General features: G+C 61.3%; 19 protein-coding genes. 10 read left to right on the forward strand and 9 right to left on the reverse strand.

Annotated features, from left to right (window positions below; translation table 11 throughout):
• Positions 1–45 precede the first annotated feature (45 nt).
• Complete coding sequence (locus HY26_RS00560) at positions 46–1,332, forward strand: O-acetylhomoserine aminocarboxypropyltransferase/cysteine synthase family protein (protein WP_112072727.1); 1,287 nt, start codon at positions 46–48, stop codon at positions 1,330–1,332.
• A 66-nt stretch (positions 1,333–1,398) separates the two neighbouring features.
• On the opposite strand, the gene HY26_RS00565 is transcribed toward HY26_RS00560, so the two are convergent.
• The 5 genes from HY26_RS00565 to HY26_RS00585 all read right to left on the reverse strand — a co-directional run bounded on the left by HY26_RS00565 (position 1,399) and on the right by HY26_RS00585 (position 7,336).
• Positions 1,399–1,941: a hypothetical protein gene (locus HY26_RS00565; protein WP_146740147.1), complete on the reverse strand. Its 543-nt coding sequence runs from the start codon at positions 1,939–1,941 to the stop codon at positions 1,399–1,401.
• A gap of 3 nt (positions 1,942–1,944) precedes the next feature.
• Positions 1,945–3,930 (reverse strand): RNA polymerase sigma factor RpoD, encoded by a 1,986-nt coding sequence (rpoD, locus tag HY26_RS00570; protein ID WP_034769138.1) that lies wholly within the window; start codon positions 3,928–3,930, stop codon positions 1,945–1,947.
• A 65-nt stretch (positions 3,931–3,995) separates the two neighbouring features.
• Entirely contained in the window at positions 3,996–5,876 is a 1,881-nt protein-coding gene (dnaG, locus tag HY26_RS00575) for a DNA primase (RefSeq protein WP_112072729.1), read from the reverse strand.
• Between the two features lie 111 nt (positions 5,877–5,987).
• Complete coding sequence (locus HY26_RS00580) at positions 5,988–6,752, reverse strand: PRC-barrel domain-containing protein (RefSeq protein ID WP_034769139.1); 765 nt, start codon at positions 6,750–6,752, stop codon at positions 5,988–5,990.
• Between the two features lie 86 nt (positions 6,753–6,838).
• Positions 6,839–7,336, reverse strand: coding sequence for a GatB/YqeY domain-containing protein (locus HY26_RS00585; RefSeq protein ID WP_233348864.1), 498 nt, complete (start codon positions 7,334–7,336; stop codon positions 6,839–6,841).
• A 133-nt stretch (positions 7,337–7,469) separates the two neighbouring features.
• Here HY26_RS00585 and carA point away from each other — a divergent pair, with 133 nt between their 5' ends.
• Together carA and HY26_RS00595 are read left to right on the forward strand one after the other, a co-directional pair.
• A complete protein-coding gene (carA, locus tag HY26_RS00590; protein WP_112072730.1) occupies positions 7,470–8,657 on the forward strand; it encodes a glutamine-hydrolyzing carbamoyl-phosphate synthase small subunit in 1,188 nt (395 codons plus the stop codon).
• Positions 8,658–8,683: 26 nt separating this feature from the next.
• Positions 8,684–9,355, forward strand: a complete 672-nt coding sequence (locus tag HY26_RS00595; RefSeq protein ID WP_112072731.1) for a 2OG-Fe(II) oxygenase — start codon at positions 8,684–8,686, stop codon at positions 9,353–9,355.
• Here the strand turns inward: HY26_RS00595 and HY26_RS00600 are convergent.
• Positions 9,352–9,939 carry a TetR family transcriptional regulator gene (locus tag HY26_RS00600; protein WP_051600280.1) on the reverse strand — a complete coding sequence of 196 codons (588 nt, stop codon included), beginning with the start codon at positions 9,937–9,939 and terminating at the stop codon, positions 9,352–9,354. The genes HY26_RS00595 and HY26_RS00600 overlap by 4 nt on opposite strands.
• Before the next feature lie 223 nt (positions 9,940–10,162).
• Complete coding sequence (locus HY26_RS00605) at positions 10,163–11,134, reverse strand: M48 family metallopeptidase (RefSeq protein WP_233351487.1); 972 nt, start codon at positions 11,132–11,134, stop codon at positions 10,163–10,165.
• A 122-nt stretch (positions 11,135–11,256) separates the two neighbouring features.
• Between HY26_RS00605 and HY26_RS00610 the strand changes: the two genes are divergently transcribed.
• From HY26_RS00610 to HY26_RS00640, 7 genes are all read left to right on the forward strand, one after another.
• Positions 11,257–11,994 carry an MBL fold metallo-hydrolase gene (locus HY26_RS00610; protein ID WP_112072733.1) on the forward strand — a complete coding sequence of 246 codons (738 nt, stop codon included), beginning with the start codon at positions 11,257–11,259 and terminating at the stop codon, positions 11,992–11,994.
• A 100-nt stretch (positions 11,995–12,094) separates the two neighbouring features.
• On the forward strand, positions 12,095–12,433 hold the full coding sequence (locus tag HY26_RS00615) for a YMGG-like glycine zipper-containing protein (RefSeq protein ID WP_112072734.1): 339 nt from the start codon (positions 12,095–12,097) through the stop codon (positions 12,431–12,433).
• 89 nt (positions 12,434–12,522) lie between these two features.
• Positions 12,523–13,083: a hypothetical protein gene (locus HY26_RS18810; protein WP_146740148.1), complete on the forward strand. Its 561-nt coding sequence runs from the start codon at positions 12,523–12,525 to the stop codon at positions 13,081–13,083.
• Between the two features lie 125 nt (positions 13,084–13,208).
• On the forward strand, positions 13,209–16,472 hold the full coding sequence (carB, locus tag HY26_RS00625) for a carbamoyl-phosphate synthase large subunit (RefSeq protein ID WP_034769146.1): 3,264 nt from the start codon (positions 13,209–13,211) through the stop codon (positions 16,470–16,472).
• Positions 16,473–16,539: 67 nt separating this feature from the next.
• Entirely contained in the window at positions 16,540–17,013 is a 474-nt protein-coding gene (gene greA, locus HY26_RS00630) for a transcription elongation factor GreA (RefSeq protein ID WP_034769148.1), read from the forward strand.
• Positions 17,014–18,090 carry a mitochondrial fission ELM1 family protein gene (locus HY26_RS00635; protein WP_034769150.1) on the forward strand — a complete coding sequence of 359 codons (1,077 nt, stop codon included), beginning with the start codon at positions 17,014–17,016 and terminating at the stop codon, positions 18,088–18,090. It begins immediately after the preceding gene.
• 73 nt (positions 18,091–18,163) lie between these two features.
• Complete coding sequence (locus tag HY26_RS00640; RefSeq protein WP_112072736.1) at positions 18,164–18,895, forward strand: LuxR C-terminal-related transcriptional regulator; 732 nt, start codon at positions 18,164–18,166, stop codon at positions 18,893–18,895.
• Positions 18,896–18,902: 7 nt separating this feature from the next.
• Here HY26_RS00640 and mnmA read toward each other — a convergent pair whose 3' ends face one another.
• Together mnmA and HY26_RS00650 are read right to left on the reverse strand one after the other, a co-directional pair.
• Positions 18,903–20,087, reverse strand: a complete 1,185-nt coding sequence (gene mnmA / locus HY26_RS00645; RefSeq protein WP_112072737.1) for a tRNA 2-thiouridine(34) synthase MnmA — start codon at positions 20,085–20,087, stop codon at positions 18,903–18,905.
• Between the two features lie 92 nt (positions 20,088–20,179).
• Entirely contained in the window at positions 20,180–21,025 is an 846-nt protein-coding gene (locus tag HY26_RS00650; protein ID WP_034769154.1) for a protein-glutamate O-methyltransferase CheR, read from the reverse strand.
• Positions 21,026–21,060: the final 35 nt, after the last annotated feature.

Below are 21,060 nucleotides of genomic sequence, written 5' to 3' on the forward strand. Positions count from 1 at the left end.
TAAAGACGGCAGAGAAAACGCAGGAACACGAAGCGAGGAAACGACATGACCGACGCACCGCAGGGCTTTGACACGCTGGCCATTCACGCTGGCACCGAGGCCGATCCGGCCACCGGCGCACGCCAGGTGCCGATCTATCAGACCACCGCTTATGTCTTCCGCGACGCTGACCATGCCGCCGCCCTCTTCGGCCTGCAGGAAGTCGGCTACATATATTCCCGCCTGACCAACCCGACCATCGGGGCGCTCCAGAACCGGATCGCGGCGCTGGAAGGCGGCGCAGGCGCCGTCTGCTGCTCGTCCGGCCATGCGGCACAGATCATGGCCCTCTTCCCTCTGATGGCGCCGGGCCGCAACATCGTTGCCTCGACGCGCCTCTATGGCGGCACCATCACCCAGTTCAGCCAGACCTTCAAACGCTTCGGCTGGTCCTGCACCTTTGTCGACTTCGACGACCTCGACGCCGTGAAGGCCGCCATCGATGACGACACGCGCGCCATCTTCTGCGAGACCATCGCCAACCCCGGCGGCTATATCACCGACCTCGACGCCGTCGCCGCCATCGCCGACGAAGCCGGCATTCCGCTGATCGTCGACAATACGACAGCGACGCCTTACCTCTGCCGCCCGATCGACCATGGTGCGACGCTGGTCGTCCACTCGCTGACGAAATACATGACCGGCAACGGCACGGTGACCGGCGGCGTGGTGGTCGACTCCGGCAAGTTCGACTGGTCGGCCAGTGACAAGTTCCCGTCCCTCTCCCAGCCGGAGCCGGCCTATCACGGCCTTACCTTCCACGAGACCTTTGGCCCGGCCGCCTTCACTTTCCACGGCATCGCCATTGGCCTGCGCGATCTTGGCATGACGATGAACCCACAGGGCGCGCACTATACGCTGATGGGCATCGAAACCCTGTCGCTGCGCATGGAGAAGCATATCGCCAACGCGCAGAAGATTGCCGCCTGGCTGGAAGGCCATGAAGCCGTCGCGGGGGTGACCTATGCGGGCCTCGACAGCTCCCCCTACAAGGACCGCATTCCGAAGATCTGCCCGAAAGGCGCGGGCGCCCTCTTCACGGTTCAGCTGAAGGGCGGCTACACGGCCTGCACCAAGTTCGTGGCGGGGCTGAACCTGTTCAGCCATGTCGCGAACCTTGGCGATGCGCGCTCGCTGGTCATCCACCCAGCCTCGACCACACACCGTCAGCTGACGGAGGAGCAGCAGATCGCCGCCGGCGCCTCGCCGGACACGGTCCGTCTCTCCATCGGCATCGAAGACGCGGACGACCTAATCGCAGACCTGGATCAGGCACTGAAAGCAGCAAAATAAAAGACTGAGGTGTCCCGTTCCCGCTCAGCCCACCGGCTGTGGCGGGGGCGGCGGGTAACAACGCACTCAAACTTCAGCCATCGGATACTCCGCAATACGCGCTGCGATCTCGTCAAAAAAAATGATTGCATCGAATTGCGCGAGATCACTTGCCGAACGATTGTTGGCGCGATCACAGATTAGGATGGCAACCGCTTCTTCATGCGCAGGAATAGTTGGCGGACCCCTTTCGGATTTGGTCCAACAAGAAAGCCTTTCGCGGTAGCGTTCAGCCTGACCTTCAGAAAAAATATCCTTAGGATGTTTACACTCAATATGCATCCCGAGCCTCACGCCATCAAGGCGCTCAAAGACTGCTAAAATATCGACCTCACGCCCACGCAGGTTGGGACACTGGCACCTGCTTTCAGGGCAAAATACATTCTTCCACCAAAAGCGCGCGCTTTTTCGAAGATTTTCTTGCTCATCCTTCAAACATCGGAATGCCTCTCCCCAGCCCTTTATGTTTGCCCTTTCCATAAAGAACTGAGCAAAGGTTCTATCGCTCGCAAGCGCCTCCGCTACCGGTTCGCAGTAGCGGTGCTCGATGCGCCCGTACATCGCTTTCACGGATTATGTATCCAAAAAGCTCCGCAACTTCCGCGAACGGCTCGGGTGCTTCAGCTTGCGGAGCGCCTTGGCCTCGATCTGGCGGATACGTTCGCGCGTCACGGAGAACTGCTGGCCGACTTCTTCCAGCGTGTGATCGGTGTTCATGCCGATGCCGAAACGCATGCGCAGCACGCGTTCCTCACGCGGGGTGAGCGAGGCAAGCACGCGGGTCGTCGTTTCACGCAGGTTCGACTGGATCGCAGCGTCGACCGGCAGGAGCGCGGCCTTGTCCTCGATGAAGTCGCCGAGGTTTGAATCCTCGTCGTCGCCAATCGGTGTTTCCAGCGAAATCGGCTCTTTCGCGATCTTCAGGACCTTGCGGATCTTCTCCAGCGGCAGGCCCAGTTTCTCGGCCAGTTCTTCCGGGGTCGGCTCGCGGCCGATCTCGTGCAGCATCTGGCGCTGGGTACGGATGATCTTGTTGATCGTCTCGATCATGTGCACCGGGATACGGATCGTGCGGGCCTGGTCGGCAATCGACCGGGTGATCGCCTGACGGATCCACCATGTGGCGTAGGTCGAAAATTTGTAGCCGCGGCGATACTCGAATTTGTCCACCGCCTTCATCAGGCCGATATTGCCTTCCTGGATGAGGTCCAGGAACTGAAGGCCGCGGTTGGTGTATTTCTTGGCGATGGAGATCACGAGGCGGAGGTTGGCTTCCACCATCTCCTTCTTCGCGATGCGGGCTTCGCGCTCGCCTTTCTGCACCGTCTGCACGATGCGGCGATAGTCATCGATCGGAATACCGATTTCCTGCGCGATCTCGGAAATCTCCGCACGCACCTCTTCGATGTCGCCTTCCTTGGATTCAACGAAACGCTTCCACTTCGCCGAGATGCCCTTGACCTTCTCGGTCCAGTCCGGCTCCAGCTCGCGGCCGAAATAATTGCTGAGGAATTCCTTGCGCGGCACGCCATGCGCGTCAGCGAGGCGCATCAGCTTGCCTTCCAGCCCCATCAGCTTCTTGTTGATGGCGTAGAGCTGCTCCACCAGCGCCTCGATACGGGCGTTGTTGATGTGGATCGTCTTCAAATTCTCGACGATGTTGTTGGACAGCTCGTCATATTCGCTCTGCGCCTTCGGCGTCAGTTCCTTGCCTTCCATGCGGCGAGACACGAGCTTGTCCTGCAGCTTGCGGTAACGGCCGAAACCGTCAGCAATCTCGTCCAGCTTGGCGAGGACACCGTCACGAAGTTCCGCTTCCATGGCCGACATGGACATGGCGGCGGCATCATCTTCGTCCTCTTCCTCTTCAGCCTCTTTCTGCTGACGTTCGCGCTCGGCTTCGACTTCGTCGACTTCACCGCGGCGGGTCTTGGCTTTGGCTTCCGGCTCTTCTTCCTTCTCGACGGGCTTCGGCTCCGGCGGCGGGTTTTCTGCGCCATAGGTCGCCTCAAGGTCGATCAGGTCGCGCAGGAGGATCCGCTCATTGATGAGCTCGTCGCGCCAGACCATCATGGCTTCGAAGGTCAGCGGGCTCTCGCAGAGGCCACGGATCATGGCGTCGCGGCCAGCTTCGATGCGCTTGGCGATCGCAATCTCGCCCTCACGGGAGAGCAGTTCCACAGCGCCCATCTCGCGCAGGTACATGCGCACAGGATCGTCGGTCCGGTCGGAACCGCGCGCGTTGCCCTTCTTCGCAACGACCTTGCGGTCCTCGATCTTGGTCAGGGCCTTGCCCTGCTCTTCCGCTTCTTCCTCGGTCTCGACGACGGCAATGCCCATTTCCGAGATCTGGGACATCACGTCCTCGATCTGGTCGGAGGTCATCTCGTCATTCGGCAGAAGGGCGTTGATTTCGTCATGGGTGATGAAGCCGCGCTTCTGAGCGCGCTTCAGGACCTTTTTGACGTCCGTTGCGTTGAAATCGACAAGACCGGAATCGTTGTCCTTATCGTCGTTATCGCCGTCGCCCTGCGTATTCTTCTGCTTGGCAGATGCCATTCAATCTCTCTCCCGTGACGTACCGCGCGCTCATCCCGCCATACGTCTCAAAGTTTCGCGCCTCTTCAGCTCTCGCCGACTTTTCCTGCTGCCTCGTTCATGCGGGCTCTCAAAGCCCTTCGTTCCGCGACGAGCTGGTGCTTGCGCCGCCAGGCTGATGGCGACGACGTAGCATCCGCGCCAGCATCATCCATGCCAGCGTCAGCGTCCTGCTCAACGGAACGACCTGCAACCATGTATTGCTCGAGGGCTATGAGCCATTCCCGTGCCTCGGGTCCGTCGACCGCTATCGGAGGCGTGTGGGGATATTCGTTGAGCAGACTGGCAGCGCGCATGTTCCCTGCTTCCGCTAAATGGGCACTCAAAGCGCCGCGGTCAATAGGTTTTCCTGCATGAGCGAAATCCAGCACCGCATCGCGCATCAGGCTGACATCCGGATCGGCAAAGGCGGCCGCGGCAAGGGTTTCTGCGCCCAGGTCCAGCAGTTCCGGCGTGTCGACCGCCCGCACGACCTGTCCCAGGCCGCGCAGTTTGGCCGGTGCACCGCTTTTCAGTTCCACCTGCCCCTGGTCGCCTGACGCGGGAAACTGTCCCGTTCCGGGCCGCTTCCTGTAGTCGCCGTTGCCTTTTCCCTTGCCTCGGCCGGCCTGACGCAGCTGCCAGAAATGATCTCGCATGCGGGATTTGAGATCGCGCTCATAGGCGGCGCGGACGCCGGGGTGCTGGATCTGGGCCGCCGCCGCCATGAGGCGCGCCTCAAGACCCGCCTGGCGTTCCGGCGTGTCCAGCGCCTCAGCATCGCGCTCGCGCAGCCAGAGCAGTTCGGACATGGCGATCCGCCCGTCCAGCGCATCGGACATGGCACCGGGGCCCCGCGCTCGGATCAGGTCGTCTGGATCCATGCCGTCGGGCAGCAGAACGAAAAACAAGGAACGTCCCGGCTCGACATGCGGCAGGGCGCGGTCGATCGCGCGGTAAGCTGCGCCCAGTCCGGCACGGTCACCGTCAAAACAGAGGACAGGCTCCGGTCCGGCTTTCCAGATCAGGCTCAGCTGGTCTTCGGTAAGCGCCGTGCCGAGCGGGGCAACCGATGTCCCGAAGCCCGCCTCGGCGAGCGCGATGGCGTCCATATAGCCTTCGCAGACGATCAGCCCGCCGCCCTCGCCGCCGCCGAGGGCCTCGCGCGCCGTCTTGTAGCGGTAGAGCACGCGCGACTTATGGAAGAGCGGCGTGTCGCCGGAGTTCAGGTATTTCGGCTTGGCATCCGGCTGGAGCGCCCGGCCCCCGAAAGCGATGATGCCGCCGCGCACATCGGCGATGGGGAACATCAGGCGACCACGGAACGCATCGTACGGCTCCCCACCCCGGTCGCTTTCCTTGGCGAGCCCGGCCTCCAGGATCTCCTTGGTCGAGAACCCTTCAGATTTCAGGTGATCAATCGTCTTGCGCCAGTCATCCGGAGAATAGCCCAGCCTGTGACGCTTCCAGGCGGCCGGCCGAAGCCCCCGCCCTTCCAGATAGGTCCGCGCGGCTGCGCCTTCGGACGAAAGCAACCGGTCTTCGAAATAGGCCGCTGCGGCTTCGCAAACGGCTTGCAGGCGTTTGCGGTGATCGTATTCCTCAGCGGCCTGCGGGCTGGCCTTGGGCAGCTGCATGCCCGCTTCTTCGGCCAGCTTTTCCACGGCTTCCATGAAAGACAGCCGCTCTGTCTCCATGACAAAGCTGATGACATCGCCGCCAATGCCGGAGGAGAAATCCTTGAAGATGCGCTTCTGGTCATTGACGTAGAAACTGGGCGATTTCTCATTGGTGAAAGGAGACAGGCCCACCCACTCCTTGCCCTTCTTGGTCAGCTTCACCTTGCGGCCAATCACGTCCGAAGGCCGGATACGGGCCTTCAGCTCCTCTACGAAGCCGTCAGGGATGCGGATGGAAGGTGGCGCCATCCTGTCAGGATACCGCGTTCCCGCCTCCGGGGAAACGCGCCTTTTCACACTCGACCATGAAAAGAGGGCCCGGCAATGCCGGACCCTCACCTGATCAATACAACTGGCGGATTATTGGCTGTCTGCCAGTACTTTGGCGTGGGCAAACGCTTCTGCATCAAGGTCGATGACGAGCGTGCCGTCCCCATCGCCCTGCTCGATGGTCAGGGCATCCGCATCGATGACGTATTTGGTCGTTCCGGCCAGCCCGTCTGTGATGACCGCATATTCCGGCGTGCCGTCGACCTTCAACACGAAGTCGTTCACGCGGGCGAGGTCATCGCCGAAGGTCAGCGAAGCGGTCGTGCCCATGGCTTCGGACGCGAGGCGGAAATCATTCACGCCATTCTGTTCGAACTCCGGCAGGCTTTCCAGCGAGGATTCCGAATAGGTCACACGGACATCCGGCTCGTCGTTATTGGCAACCGGCTCAATCAGCGCGCCCTCGAAACCGATGGCGCGGAGCTTGCCGCCGACACCGGCAACACCGCCGTCACGGATGATCAGTTTCGGCGTATCGCCGGGCTCGCCTATCCAGACATCGGCGACGGTCGCGATTTCATCACCGGCCGGGTTCAGCACTTCTGACCCGATCAGGCGCGAGGCCAGGATTTCGTCAGCGGCCAGCGTGTATTGCGCACGCTCTGCCGGCTCAATCTCGGCCCGTGTCATGTCTTTGAGATCAGCTGCGTACTGGTCCTTTGCCTGATCCGGTGTCGCTGCTGCCGTTTCCGCCTTCACCGGCGGTGTGGTTTCGGCATGACTGGTAGCTTTGGTGCAGGCGGCTGCGCTCATCATCAGGGCAACGGCACTGGCGGTAACAAGAAGGGGTTTCATGTGATCGTCCTTTCCATGGCTTGTGCCGGAAAGAACGAGATGACCCCCGGAGCGTTCCGAAGGTTAAGAAGGTTTCACTGAAAGGGTCAGCTGGCGCGCGACAGCGCCTTGCGGACAGCTTTACCGGCGGCACCGGACTCGATCATGCCGGGATAGCGCTCCTTCAGGGCGCTCATGCAGCGGCCAAGGTCCTTGAGCTTGGAGGCACCCAGGTCGCTCACGACCTCTTCCACGGCAGAGTCCAGCGCCTTGCCCTGCAGGGGAACCGGCAGGAATTGCTGGATGATCTCGATTTCCTCGCGCTCGCGGATGGCTTCTTCGAGGCGGCCGGCGTCTTCGTGCTCGCGGGCCGCGACTTCACGTTGGGCAACCATGGTCTCCAGCACGCGGCGCACATCCGCTTCCGGGCACCCTTCGCCATCGCCGCGTCCACGGGCACACACGTCCCGGTCGCGCACAGCGCAATCGATCAGGCGCAGCGTTGCCAGGCGTACGCCGGGCTGGCCCTTTTCGGTCTCAGATTTGAGGGCATTTCCAATGCGCGCCTTAAGCGACATCAATCCACTCTTGTCTTCTCGGCCCATGCCAAGTTTGCCTCTCATAAGCCCTGCCGCATCACTCGCTTGACGCCGCAGAGACTCCGCCCCAATACACCGGTCGAACTTCATGCGGATGGGTTAACGAGACCCTACGCGGCGCCCGGGAGGTGTGACAAATATGTCCTACTTGGCCAAAACTCAAGCGGCGACTTCAGCCACGGGAGCGATCGCCCTCGCTGACGGTACAGTGTTCCTGGGCCACGGCACCGGCGCCGAGGGCATCCGAACCGGAGAATTGTGTTTTAATACAGCGATCACGGGCTATCAGGAGATCCTCACGGACCCCTCTTATGCCTCCCAGATCGTCCTGTTCACATTTCCTCATATCGGCAATGTCGGGGCCAATGATGAGGACCACGAAGAGTCTTCGGAAGCCGGATCGCACGCGGCCCGGGGCGCCATTTTCCGCGAGCCGATCACACCGCCTTCGAACTGGCGGTCCACCGAAACCTTCGAATCATGGCTGCAGAAACGCGGTATTGTCGGTCTTTCGGGCGTCGATACCCGGGCGATCACCCGCCTGATCCGCGAGAAAGGCATGCAAAAAGCCGCGATCTGCCACCAGCCGAACGGAAATATCGACCTCGACGCCCTGATCGAGGCTGCCCGCGCCTGGGAAGGCCTGGAAACGGCCGACCTCGCCGCCGATGTCGATACAAGCGCCGAATTCGATAATTCCGAAAGTCTCTGGAATCCTGAAACCGGCTACGGTCATCTGGACACCCCGGCTTTCCACGTCGTCGTGGTCGATTTCGGCGTGAAAAAGAACATTCTGCGCAATCTTGCCAATGTCGGCATCCGGGCGACCGTCGTGAACGGCGATGCCTCGTTTGACGAAATCGCCTCGCACAAACCGGATGGTGTCGTCTTCTCCAATGGCCCCGGCGATCCGGCGGCCACCATCAAGCGGTCCGGAGACATGATCCGCGCGGTCATAGACAGCGGCCTTCCGATCCTGGGCATCTGCCTTGGCCACCAGCTGCTCGCGCTCGCGCTTGGTGCGAAGACCATGAAAATGGCGCAGGGCCATCATGGCGCGAACCACCCGGTCAAAGATCTCTCCACCGGCAAGGTCGAGATCGTGTCGATGAACCATGGCTTCACCGTTGACCCGGCGAGCCTGCCGGCCGGCGTGGAGGAAAGCCATCGTTCCCTGTTCGACGGTACGAATTCGGGTCTCGCCGTGAAGGACCGTCCGATCATCTCGGTCCAGCATCACCCTGAAGCGAGCCCCGGCCCGCAGGACAGCTTCTACCTGTTCCAGCGCTTCGCCGACCTGATGGAACAACACCGGGCCGGAAAGTAATCGGCTCCTTTTGAAAGTTTACGGCCATGACGGCCATTGCCTCTGAGGTGCCCCTGCCCGGCGATAATCGCATGGGCGCAATATTGGGTGACCTCTCTTCGAAGGGCTGGAGCTGGCAACCGCACATGTTGCCGGAAGAGCTTTACCTTGCGCTTCGCACAGAAGTGCTCGCCGCAAACGCGGAAGACGATCTCGCCCCTGCCGGGATTGGCAGGGAGACGGACTTCCAGCTCGACCGGACCATCCGAAAATCCCGGATTTCCTGGATGGATGGGTCGACACCGGCGCAGGCAGGTTTCCTGCAGTGGACAGAGCAATTGCGGCAAGCCCTCAACCGCGGTTTGATAATCGGCCTGTTTGAATTCGAAGCCTGCTTCGCTGTCTACCAGCCGGGGGAATTCTACGACCGCCACCTCGACAGTTTTGAAGGCGCGCGCAACCGGGTCGTGTCACTCGTTGTATATCTCAATGAGGACTGGACCGAGGAGAATGGCGGCGCCCTTGTCGTCTGGCCCGAAGGCGCGGACGAAACAGCACAACCGGCAGCTCGTATCCTGCCGGAACGCGCGGGCGTCGTATTCATGCTCTCGGAAACCGTTCCGCATGCTGTTGAAGTCACACAGGCATCACGGTTCGGCATTGCCGCCTGGTGGCGCGTGAATCCTTCCATTCAGGGACAGATCGACCCCCTGACCTAACTCAAACTTCGGATCATGATCTCGAACGCTTCGTAGACTTCGTCAGGCGTCAGGCCATCAACACCTTCCGCGAGGGCAAACCCCGCACCGTTCAGGGCGGATTGCACCAGAACCGAATAGGCATTTACGCGGCTGGGGGCGATACGCCCACGTTCCGCCAGCGTTTCCATCGCCCGGCGTACATTGCTTTGGCCAAGATTACGGTTGGACTCGTACCAGCCCTGCAAGCCCAGTACGACGGGGCCTTCATAGAGCACGATCTTGAAATATTCCGGGCGCGCCGCCCATTTGAGATAGACCCGGGCGCCGGTCAGAAACTGAATATAGGGATCGTGTTCCCCGCTCATTTTGCGGGCTTCGGAGACAGCCTCCTCCCCCATCTTGGTCTGCAGGTCTGTCCAGACTTCGCGGAACAGATCCAGCTTGCTTGGGAAATGGTGGAACAGGGCGCCCTTCGTCACGCCCGCATCGGCAACGATGTTTGCAATGCTGGCGCTAAATCCGTCTTCGGCAAATCGCTTCCGGGCCGCGTCAAGAATGGCGGCTCGAGTGGCTTCTGCCTGTTCTGCAGTTCGCCTGGGCATGGGTCGTTATTTTCGTTGCTACCCTATCATACCAGTGGTACGTAACATTTCAAAGCGCTCCGGAGGCATTTCGTTGCCCGCAGCGTGTTTTTGGAACCGCGTATGTATCGAGCTGGGTGGGACTGGCCTCAGGCTAGCGCGGGACGCCAAGGAACTGCGCCCGCCTGCAAAGGTATGGGCGCAGTTTTATGTTCGGCGGTCCATTTATCCGGCCCGGAACTTTCTACCGCAGCGCGCCGCAACGGCTTTCATATTCAGCGATCGCGTCAGGCATCCATTTGCGGAAGTTCTCGGCCCGGGTCTCGCTGGCAGGATGCGTGCTCATCCATTCCGGCGGACGCTGACCGCCGCCAATCTCGCCCATGCGCTGCCACAGCTCTGGCGCCTCGCGGGGGTCGTAACAGGCCCGCACCAGCAGATCGAGACCGATCTTGTCTGCCTCGGTTTCATGCTCGCGGGAGAATTTCAGCATCCCGCCCTGTGCCGCAATGCCAAAGGCCTGCATGACGGCGCGCTGTTGCGCAGGGTCCATGTCTCCCATGGAAACGCCAACTGCCATCTGCCCCATCTGCATGACCTGCTGCTGGCTCATACGTTCCGCGCCATGGTGCGCCAGCGCGTGACCGATCTCATGGCCCATCACGACGGCCAGCTTGTCCGGATCCGCCAGGTCATCCATGCTCACGCGGCCATCATGATTGCCGGTGATGTCGAGGATACCTGTATAGACCGCCACATAACCGCCCGGCAGGCAGAACGCGTTGGGCGTGGCGGACTGAACGACATAGTAGGTCCAGTCGAACTTGTCCGCGACCGGGGTGAACGCGTATCCATCGCCCCGCAATTCCTGCTCCAGCTCCACAGCAGCCGCCTGCAGGCGCGCGCCGATCTCACGCACCGTCGCCGTCAGTGCCGCTTCCTCTCCGGAACAGGCCTCATTTGCACACAAAACAGTATTTCCCTGGCTCTGCTCCTGATTCAGGATCTGCAGATAGGATTGCTGGCCGAGCTTCACTTCCTGCTCAATCGAAACCGTGTTGAGCTGTGACCGGCCCGAGAACGGAACGGGCTTCTGGTTCATCTGCCAATAGAGGAACAGGCCAAAAGCGGCGATCAGGAGGATGCCAAAACGGCTGCGCAGCAATCGCGCAATGCCCCCTCCGCCGCGATACATCCCGCCAGGTTGGGTCGGCATGCGCACGAAAGCCTCCTTGTCCGCCGTCTTCAACGCCCGATGAGTGTTAGCGGAGAGCCCCCGGCAGGAAAAGCGCCCACGGCACGCTTTGCGTTCCCAGCTGGACCGACTATGTAGCAAACATGACTGAGACACCCGCCAACCAGCCGAAGCTCGAGATCCGGATCATTCCGGTCACGCCCCTCCAGCAGAACACGTCCATGATCTGGTCGACCGAGACCATGGAAGGCGTGTTCATCGATCCGGGCGGCGAAGTGGACAAACTCATGGGCGCTGCCGAACAGTTCGGCGTGAAAATCGTGGCCGTCTGGCTGACGCATGGCCACATGGACCATGCCGGCGCGGCCGCAGCGGTCGCAGAACGGACCGGATGCCCGGTGATCGGCCCTCATGAGGACGACCAATGGCTGCTCGACGAGATCGAGACCCAGGGCGCGAAATACGGCATCAAGGACGGCAAGAACGTGACGCCAGACCGCTACCTACATGATGGCGACGTTCTGGATCTGGCGGGTAACAAGTTCGGCGTCGTGCACACGCCCGGCCACACGCCCGGCCACGTGGTGATTTACTCGCAGGAAGGCGCGCTGGCATTTGTGGGCGACGTCCTGTTCCGCGGCTCGGTCGGCCGGACGGACTTCCCGCGCGGGAACCAGCAACAGCTGATCGATTCCATCACCGGAAAGCTCTGGCCGCTGGGGCCCCAGATGCGGTTCGTGCCCGGGCACGGCCCCCTCTCCACCTTCGGACAGGAACGGCAGGACAATCCTTTTGTGGCCGACGAAGTGACGGGATATCAGGGCGCCGAGAAGCAGGCGCCGGATGAGACAAGCCAGAAGCTGTCCAAGCGCTGGAGCTGATCCGGAAGGTTCAGCCCCCTGAGTTCTTTGTAATGTTGCGCGGGGAACCGGCGCGGGTGCGGGCCGTTGTTGCGGTCATAGCCACCCGAAAGGACCCCAAATGACCTTCCCTGTGAAACTGATGGCCATTGGCGCAAGTGCAGCCATTCTGGCCGCCTGCACCTCGAGCGGCACGACTGAACGTAACGCAGCCTATGGCGCCGCAGCGGGCGCTGTCGCCGGCGCTGTGATCGGCAACAATGTCGGCGATGGCGACGCAGAACGCGGCGCAATTATTGGCGGTGCCATAGGTGGCGCTGCTGGCGCCGCCAAAGGCTGTACCGAAGCCGAAGACTGCGACATGCCTGGCGTGAAAGATCAGGAAACCGAACGCGATTCAGATGGTGACGGCGTCGCGAATGCCTATGACCGCTACCCGTATGACCGGTCGCGCTGGTAACAGGCCCGGCAATTCACAAAGCCGCGGCCCCGTTTCTTAAGAAGCGGGGCCGTTTTGTTTGCCCACCCCTTCAGACAATCGGGGGCAAAATGAAACATCGCGGAACCAAATCTACCTTGGGGCGTTTACCGCGGGTTACATCAATTACGGATTACTTTTTCAAGCGCATGATGGCCCCTCCTCACGTCCCCTCCTTTCCCTTTACTGTGTCAGATCCTGAACCAACCTCTCCTGAAACCGAGGTAAAGGCACGTGTCTTTGCCTGGTGTTCTGCCTGGAGCAGTATTGAAGGCAAGTTCCAGCGAAACAGGTTGGATGAAATCGCGTCGGGCGGCACAATCCGGATGACGACCGATTTCGGTGAAGTGACATGCTTCAGCGTTTCACTGGACGCTTATGCGGCCTTCTGGGCCCCCTTCCTGACTGAAACATTTTCAGAGTGGTTTCTCATTGTCGACTCGCCGCTCCAGGTCATCGTCGGCGACAGATATGCAACGGCTTGTTTCGATGCGCAGCTTCAGGGCATCATGCATGACGGAGACCGGAAATCGCATCGCCAGACCATGCAGCAGACCTATACGAAATCCGGCGGGGCCTGGCGCCTGGCTCAGGAACAGACAAAGATTGCGCCGGGCAGTTCATACCTCTGACCGCCTGAAGGCGGAATTCTCCGGCAACGAACTGCAGCGCGCGCAGACTTTCTGACCGACTTCACCTTGCTCAAGCCTCCGACTCTGCTATGACGCAGCCGTTTGACCGCTAGGAGTTGGGGCACATGCCAAAGCGCACAGATATAAGCTCCATTCTCGTTATCGGCGCCGGTCCCATTATCATCGGACAGGCCTGCGAATTCGACTATTCCGGCGTACAGGCAGTGAAAGCCCTGAAGGATGAAGGCTACCGCGTCATCCTCGTGAACTCGAACCCGGCGACGATCATGACCGATCCGGAGCTGGCCGACGCGACTTATATCGAGCCGATCACACCGGAAATCGTCGAGAAGATCATCGAGGTGGAGAAGCCGGACGCCCTGCTGCCCACGATGGGCGGACAGACGGCGCTGAACTGCGCGCTGGACCTGCACTATGCCGGGATCCTCGAGAAGCATGGCGTGGAGCTCATCGGCGCCCGCGCTGAAGCCATCGAGATGGCTGAGGACCGCGCCCTGTTCCGTGAGGCCATGGACCGGATTGGCCTGGAAAACCCGCGCGCGACCATCGTGTCGTCGCCGCGCGACGAAAAAGGCAAGTATGACCGTATCACCGGCCTCAAACGCGCCATGGACGCGCTGGAGACGGTTGGTCTGCCGGCCATCATCCGGCCAGCCTTCACGCTCGGCGGCACAGGCGGCGGCGTGGCGTACAATGTCGAGGAATATGAAGAGATCTGCCGCTCGGGGCTCGCTGCCTCTCCCAATGCCCAGATCCTCGTCGATGAAAGCCTGCTCGGCTGGAAAGAGTATGAAATGGAGGTCGTCCGCGACAAAGCGGACAATGCCATCATCATCTGCGCCATCGAAAACATCGACCCGATGGGCGTCCATACCGGAGACTCCATCACCGTCGCCCCTGCCCTGACGCTCACCGACAAGGAATACCAGGTGATGCGGAACGCCTCGATCGCAGTGCTGCGCGAGATCGGCGTGGAGACTGGCGGGTCCAACGTCCAGTTTGCCGTGAACCCGGAAGACGGCCGCCTGGTTGTCATCGAAATGAACCCGCGTGTGTCGCGTTCCTCTGCCCTTGCCTCCAAGGCAACCGGCTTCCCGATCGCCAAGATCGCCGCAAAGCTCGCTGTCGGCTACACGCTGGACGAGCTCGACAACGACATCACCGGCGTGACGCCGGCTTCCTTCGAGCCGACCATCGACTATGTCGTCACCAAGATTCCGCGCTTTGCGTTCGAGAAATACAAGGGCACCGAGCCGGTCCTGACGACCGCCATGAAATCGGTCGGCGAAGCCATGGCGATCGGCCGGAACTTCAAGGAAAGCTTCCAGAAGGCGCTGAACTCGCTGGAGACCGGCCTGACCGGTCTGAACGAAATGGAATTCGAGGACGAGACGAAGCTGCGCGCGGCCCTGGCGATCCAGTCACCCGACCGCATACGCGTTGTCGCCCAGGCTTTCCGCTCCGGCCTCAGCGTGGACGAAATCTACGCCATCACCTCCATCGACAAATGGTTCCTGCGCCAGTTCGAAGAAATCGTTGCTGAGGAAAACAAGATCCGTTCGCAGGGCCTGCCGGACGACGCCTACGCGCTGACTGACATCAAGGCGATGGGCTTCTCCGACAAGCGCCTCGCCGAACTGACCGGCAAGACCGAACAGGCGGTACGCGACCAGCGTCACGCCCTGGATGTGCGCCCGGTCTACAAGCGCATCGACACCTGCGCTGCCGAGTTCGCGGCGAAGACGCCTTACCTGTACTCCACCTATGAGCACCCGCTGTTCGGCCAGGACAAGCCGGACTGTGAATCCCTGCCCACCGCACGGGAAAAAGTCGTGATCCTGGGCGGCGGCCCGAACCGGATCGGCCAGGGCATCGAGTTCGATTATTGCTGCTGTCACGCCGCCTTCGCGATGGAAGACCTCGGCGTCGAGTCGATCATGGTGAACTGCAATCCGGAAACGGTGTCCACGGACTATGATACGTCCGACCGCCTGTATTTCGAACCGCTGACCGATGAACACGTGCTTGAGATCATCAACAAGGAAAGCGGCACCGGCCACCTGCGCGGCGTGATTGTCCAGTTCGGCGGACAGACACCGCTGAAACTTGCCAGCCCCCTGCACCGGCAGAACATTCCGATCCTCGGCACCAGTCCCGAGTCGATCGACCTCGCCGAAGACCGCGAACAATTTGCTGCCTTGCTCGACAAGCTCGGCATCCAGCAAGCGCCGTCCCGGACCGCCAGAAGTGTGGATGAAGCCCAGATCAAGGCGAACGAAATCGGATACCCCGTCATGCTGCGCCCGAGCTTCGTGCTCGGCGGCCGCGCCATGGAAATCGCGCGCGATGACGACGATCTGCGCAAGTTCGCAGCCGAGGCGCTTCAGGTTTCCGGCGACGCCTCGCTCTTTATCGACCGCTACCTGTCCGATGCGACTGAAGTGGATGTCGATGCGATCTGCGATGGCGAAAACGTCCACGTCGCAGGCATCATGGAGCATATCGAGGAAGCCGGTGTTCACTCCGGCGACTCCGCCTGCGCCTTGCCGCCCTTCACGCTTTCGCCCGCCCTTCAGGGCCGGCTGGCCGAGCAAACGATCGCGCTTGCACGTGAGCTGAAAGTGCGTGGCCTGATCAATATCCAGTTTGCGGTGAAAGACGACGAGATCTACGTTCTGGAAGCGAACCCGCGCGCCAGCCGGACAGTCCCGTTCGTCGCCAAGGCTGTCGGTGCGCCGATTGCCGCCATCGCAGCGAAGGTCATGGCCGGCGAGAAGCTGACGGAATTCGACCTCACTCACGCCCACCCCCGCCGGGTCGCCGTGAAGGAAGCGGTCTTCCCATTTGCCCGCTTCCCCGGTGTCGATCCGCAACTGGGGCCTGAGATGCGGTCGACCGGCGAAGTCATGGGCTGGGACGATGATTTCGGTACCGCCTTCCTCAAAAGCCAGATGGGCTGCGGCGTCATTCTGCCGACCGAGGGCGCCGTGTTCATCTCGGTGAAGGATTCGGACAAGACCGGCGTTATCGAAGCGGCCCGCGACCTTGTTGAGCTTGGCTTCACCCTTGTCGCCACGTCAGGTACCGCCGCTCACCTGGAAGCGGAAGGCCTGCCCGTTCGTGCCATCAACAAGGTCAATGAAGGCCAGCCCCACATTGTGGATGCTATGATCAATGGCGAAATCCAGCTCGTGTTCAATACGACCGAAGGCGCAACATCCATTGCAGATAGCGCCTCGATCCGCCGGACGGCTGTGGCCCGCAAGATCCCTTACTACACGACGCTGGCGGCTTCGATCGCCTCGGTTCGTGCGATCTCCAGCATGACGTCGCGGGAAATCTCCGTACGCGCCTTGCAATCGGCGTGACAACTCCCACTTGACGACGTTCACATTTGCGACAACGATTTTCGCCCAATTACAGAGGTGACACCCTATGGAACGCATTCCCATGACCGCAGAAGGCCATGCTGCGCTTCAAGCTGAGCTCAAGAACCTCAAATCGGTTGAGCGCCCGAACATCATCGCGGCGATCGCTGAGGCGCGTGCGCACGGCGACCTGTCCGAGAATGCCGAATACCATGCCGCCAAGGAGAAGCAGAGCTTCATCGAAGGCCGTATCAGCGAACTGGACGACAAGCTCGCCCGTGCAGACGTGATCGATGTCTCCAAACTGACCGGCGGCAAAATCCGCTTCGGCGCAACGGTGTCTCTGATCGACGTCGATTCCGAAGAGGAATCTTCCTACAAGATCGTCGGTGACGATGAGGCGAACGTGAAAGAAGGCAAGATTTCCATCTCTTCCCCGATTGCCCGGGCCCTGATCGGCAAGGAAGAAGGCGACGAAGCCGAGGTCGCGGCACCTGCCGGGGCGCGCGCCTACGAAATCGTCAAAGTCGAGTATTTGTAAATGTCGGGGCCGGGATCGCTCGGACCCTCAGTCTGGGCGGTCTCTGACGGCCGCGCAGGCAACGCTGCCCAGGTGCGCGCAATCGTGCAGGCATTGGGCGAGACACGCCGCTGGATGAAGATCGGGCATGTTCCAGGAGAAGCGCACCGCGCCGAACCGATCGTCCTGACACCACGTATGCCCTGGACCTGGCTGCCGGCAGACAATTGGCCTTCGCCACTTTCCGCGCTACCTGCTGACCAGCGCGCTGTACTACAAGCCCCCTGGCCGACCGTCTGGATCGCCGCAGGCCGCCGGTCTGCTGCTTTTACACGTGCTGTGAGAGAATGGTCTGGCGGGCGTACACTGACCGTCCAGATTCTAGATCCACGTATTCCGCCGGACAATTTCGACCTTCTTGTGACTCCCAAGCATGACGGCGTGACGGGACCGAACGTGATCCAGACTGTTGGTTCCCCCTCCTATTTTTCTCCGCATGCGATCGAAGAGGCCGCACAGGCCTTTGCGGATCTCGCTGACGAACGCGGCAAAAGCGCAATCGTCATCCTCGGCGGCAACAGCAAAACCCACACCTTTACGGAAGCGGCAGCCGACCGGCTCGACGCCCAGCTGCGCGAGCTTGCCGGAAAAGGCTGGCGTCTGCGGATGACGGCGTCGCGTCGTACGCCTGATTCGATCCGGGCGCGGTTCCGCCGATTGGCCGATGAGATCGGCGCAAAATTCTGGTCGGGCACGGAAGATGGCCCGAACCCGTATATCGCCTGGCTCACCTTCTCCGATGTCGCCATCGTCACCGAAGACAGTGCCAACATGCTTTCGGACGCGACCTGGCATGGCCTTCCCCTGCATATTGCAAAACTGGAAGGGCGGTCCGACAAATTCGACAAACTGCATGAAAGCCTGATTGCGCACGGTGCGGCGCGCTGGTTTGACGGCACGCTGGAAACCTGGACCTACGCGCCTCTGCGCGAAGCAGACCGGGTCGCCGACGCCATTGTCGATAGACTTCTGGAGCGCTACCCGCAGCCCGATATGGGGCAATCGGACATGGTTGCCGCGCCCGATTGGCTGAGTTGATCGCGCCGGCCCCGCTTTTTCTTGCGTTTTGATTTTCCCTGAGGCCTTATGTCCCTGACTTTGGGGACAAGGTATGGCGCGCGACATCGAGCCACTTCGCCAGTTTTTCCGGGATTGCCGTGACGCGGCAACGCTCCTGGACCTCCGCACTGCTGCAGCAAACTATTTTGAAACGACGCATGTCGTGATGGCGAGCTACATACATTATCCGCCGGTCGGCGCCCGTGATTTCGATGGGCAGATCCGGGTCGGAGAGTTTGGTTATCCGGAAAGCTGGCGGGAAACCTACCTCGCGGAAGAGCTGCACCTGTGCGACCCGCTGGCCCGCAGGGCCGTGAATTTCACCCGTCCCTATTTCTGGACCGAAGCCCCGCAATTGCCGAACCTGACACTGGAAGAACGCGAATATCTTCAGCGCGTCGCCGCGCAGAATATGGGCGAAGGGATCGGTATCCCCCTGTTCGGTCCCGCCGGGCGAAACGGTTACGCCGCGCTGGGTTTCGGCCAGGCAGAACGCCCGCCCGCGGATGAAGTGCTTGAACTGCAGGCAGCGTCTCAGATGGGCCATCTCGCCTATTGCCGTCTGCTGCTGAAGGATCTTCCCAACGGCACCGTCCTGTCTGCCCGCGAGCGCGAAATCCTGCGATGGGTCGCGCGTGGGCGAACCAATTCGCAGATTGCGGAAGCTTTACAGCTGTCACGGAATACGGTCGAAACCTATATCCGGCGCTGTTTTGAGAAGCTCGACGTGAACGACCGTGTCTCCGCGGCTCTGCGGGGCATCGCGCTCGGCATGGTCGACTGACAGCCTGTCAGGCTGCGGCGACGCGGTCATCTGCCGGGATAGCCTTCAGGATAAATCCGCCGCCAAGGATGCGCGTACCGCCATCAGGATCATACAGCACCGCTGCCTGTCCGCGTGCAACACCCTCTTCCGGCTCTTCGAACCAGATCACCGGCGTACCGTCATGCCAGCCAAGCCGTCCGGGCACAGGCGGGCGCGTGGACCGCACACGGACAAGCGCAGGGGCGCCCGCATCAGCAGCAGATTCCAGGCTACCAGCCCCAATCCAGTTCAACTCTTCGAGCAGCAGGCCGGACGTCATCAGCGCTTCACGCGGGCCAACGACAACGCGGCGGTTCGGCGCGTCGATCTTCACAACAAACAACGGCTCTCCGGTGGCGACACCAAGGCCTCGGCGCTGGCCGATCGTGTAATGAATGACGCCATTATGCTCGCCCAGCACGCGTCCATCGAGATGCACGATCTCGCCGCCGCGCCCGGCACCGGGACGGAGTTTTTCAACGACATTCGCATACGACCCTTCCGGCACGAAGCAGATATCCTGGCTGTCCGGCTTCGAGGCAACTGGCAGATTAAACCGGTCAGCCAGTTCCCGCACTTCCGTCTTCGGCAGGTCGCCCAAAGGAAAGCGCAGGAAGTCCAGCTGCTCGCGGGTTGTCGCAAACAGGAAGTAGGACTGATCGCGCGACGCATCTGCCGCGCGGTGCAGTTCCGGTCCATCTGCGCCATCCGTACGGCGGATATAGTGCCCTGTGGCGAGGCAGTCCGCACCAAGGTCTTTCGCCGTTTTCAGGAGGTCAGAGAATTTGACGGTCTGGTTGCAGCGGATGCAGGGGATTGGCGTCGAACCGGCAAGGTAAGTGTCGGCGAAATCCTCCATCACCTGCTCGCGGAACTTCGACTCGTAATCCAGCACATAGTGCGGAATGCCGATCATGTCTGCGACGTTCCGCGCATCATGGATGTCTTGCCCGGCGCAACAGGCGCCTTTCTTCTCGATGGCAGCGCCGTGATCGTACAGCTGCAGCGTGATGCCGATGACATCATAGCCTTCAGCCTTCAGCATGGCGGCCACCACGGAACTGTCGACCCCGCCTGACATGGCGGCGACGACGCGGGTATCAGCCGGCGCTTTTGCGAATCCAAGGGAATTGACGCCGCCTGTCCAGGCAGCCGTTTTCGTATCGGTCATCTCTCACTCCCACCGGGTTCAAGGCCCGGAGCAGCCAAGGTTGAGGCGCGCATATAGCGGCTGGATGACCAAAGGTGAAGAGCCGGGCCTGCTCAGGCTGCGGAGGTGGCCGTTTTCGGAGTGCCGTTCGAGGCGATCCAGGTGCCGCGGAAATCGCGCGACGGCTCCAGCTGGTTCGTCAGGCCGATCAGGCTCTCGCCCTGCCCCAGAATGACCAGACCGCCCGGCATCAGCTGCGCGGCAAGCGAGTCAGCGACGCGGCTGCGGGCCGACCGGTCCATGCCGGACAGCACGTTGCGGCACAGGATGACATCGAACTTGCCGAGCCCGCCGGCGCTCTCGAGCAGATTGTGCTGACGGAAACTGACCTTGCTGCGCAGTGCCTCGGAGATTTCCCACTGGCCGCTATCGGTGCGGGTGAAGTGGTGTAAAAGGCGGTGAATGGAGAGACCCTTCTGGACTTCGTAATGCCCATAGCGACCGGCCCGGGCCCGCTCTGTGGCCGTCTTGCAAAGGTCGGTGGAGAGGATCTCGATCTTGGCCCCGCGCAGGGCGGAGGGCAGATCGTCCTCCAGCAACATGGCAAGCGAGTAGGCTTCCTGGCCCGTGGAGCCACCGGCAATCCAGATTTTCACTCGGCCTGTATTACCGGCCTTGAGGCGCATGGGCAGGATATCGTTGACCAGGCGGTGCAACGTGTCGCGTTCCCGGAAGAACCACGTGTCCTTTGACACCAGCGCCGCGGCGCATTCTGCAGCGAACACCGGATTAGCGCGGGATTTCAGGCAATGAACCAGATCGTCCAGCGAGCCGAAGCCTTCCCGACGCGCAATCGGCGCCAGACGGGCTTCGATCAGATAGGATTTCGATCGCGGAATCGCCTGACCCGACCCTTTCAGGGCCAGATCTGCCAACTCGTTGAACACCCCATCCTGCATAATTGGCTCCGGTCCCGGGCTGATGCGCTCGCAAA

It is taken from the genome of Hyphomonas sp. GM-8P (genome assembly GCF_003263315.1).
GTDB lineage: Bacteria > Pseudomonadota > Alphaproteobacteria > Caulobacterales > Hyphomonadaceae > Hyphomonas.